General features: G+C 60.4%; 1 protein-coding gene and 1 pseudogene. Both read left to right on the forward strand.

What is annotated here, in order from left to right; all coding sequences use genetic code 11:
- Window positions 1-329: 329 nt before the first annotated feature.
- Window positions 330-948 (forward strand): annotated as a pseudogene (locus AC1DZP_RS36115) (hypothetical protein); the annotation flags it as partial.
- Window positions 949-1265: 317 nt separating this feature from the next.
- Window positions 1266-1610: hypothetical protein (locus AC1DZP_RS36120; RefSeq protein WP_477309123.1), on the forward strand; the 345-nt coding region annotated here is incomplete at its 3' end.

Consider the following 1610-nt stretch of genomic DNA (forward strand, 5'->3'; position numbering starts at 1 on the left):
ACAAACCTTACGAAGGCGCAGCTCGAAGCGCAGGCGGCTTACGACAAGAGCACCTACGCCCAGAATCGCGACAAGCAGCGCATAATTCTTGAGAAGTAGAACCTTTTCGACCTGGCTCGCGTCCTTGGTGACGCGAGCCAGTATAGGAGATGCTGCGACGCGGGCCTCGTGCGCGCACCTGGCCTCGAAAGCCTGCAGATGTCTACCGTATCAACCCGACCTAGTTGTCAGGTGGTCCATTGCAAAAATCCGAAATGGTGAGCAGTTGGCGGGAGGTTCTGATTGGCACGCTGCGGCAATTTTTACCAGATCGCAGCTCCGGGCGAAGCATGAGCGCTCCGCTGTCAATGATTGCCGAGTGGCCTTTGCTGCCATCGGCGACGCTTGGGTCCGCGGTGCGCACGAAAGGGATCGAGCGCGAAGTGCGCGCCCGCCTGCCATGGCCGGTGAGGAAATACGTCAAAGCCGAGACTGGCCGCATCGCATTGCGCATGCGCGAAGACGATGCAGAATCGTTCGAGGCGGCTTCGGACAAGGTCGCCAAGACGCTTGAAACCATCGAAGTGCTGCCGGTCCTGCCGCGCGAGGTAGAGGATATCCTCACGATCTCTTCCCGCGAGCGTCACAAGTGGCTCAAGGACGGGCGACTGCAAAGCGTCGGCACGCGCACGGTGAAGATGCGCGCACGATCGAAGGCCGTCACGTTCCACGTTTTCGATCCGAAGCATCTCGAGGATGTACTTGACCGAGACCTGCCGAGCGTCTGGCGGGAGGAGGATGCGCAGGAAGTTGCAGAGAACAGGCGGCGCGGTGCCGGCAAGGCCGCCCCTGACACGGGCAGGCAAGGGCGGCGACAAGGCTCGCGGTTCCAAGAACAACCGCGATGGGGACCTGCCCCGGCCTCAGTTGAAGGACTGGGATGCGTTCGACGACGAAGGGCTGCTCCGCTGGTCAACCTGTCATCATTGTCATGTCGGACTTCAGGGATGCCCAGAACTTGGGCTTTGAGCTCGACGGGGTTTGCATAGGCGTTTCCTTTCGGATTGGCGAAAGGGGACAAGCATGTCAGTTCCGACGGAGGCCGGCGACTAGTGTGGAAACGTTGGCTCGCTTTCTAACGCCGTTCGCGTCGCGACATCGCCGGAACAACCTAGGTAGACATCCGTTGCCCGCCATAAGAGGCCTGCCGGGCGCAAATATTCTGCGGCGGCAGGAACCGTACGCTAGTAGCGAAGTTCAACTGGAAACAACAGGAGTAAAACATCGTGAGCGCGTCAGACCCAAACGACTTCACCGGATCGATCCCACCCAATGAGAATGAATGGTCGGCCGCCGCCACGCGTGCCGGCAAGAGCAAGGAAGCGCTCAGCAAGTTGAAGACGAGCGCGGCCGAGACCGCTACTAACCTCAAGAGCGCTGCGGCCTCAGTTTCCAACGACGCCAAGGACTATGCTGGCTCAGTCGCTTCCGACGCCGCTGGTGCTTTCAAAGAGGCGGTCGAGACAAACAAGACCGCCGGCGCCGACGCGATTGCCAACATCGCGCACTCCGTTAAGGAGGCCGCTGACGGGATCGAAAAACAATCGCCTCAGGTCGCGAGCATGGTGCGC

This window comes from Mesorhizobium sp. P2_F8 (genome assembly GCF_056403655.1).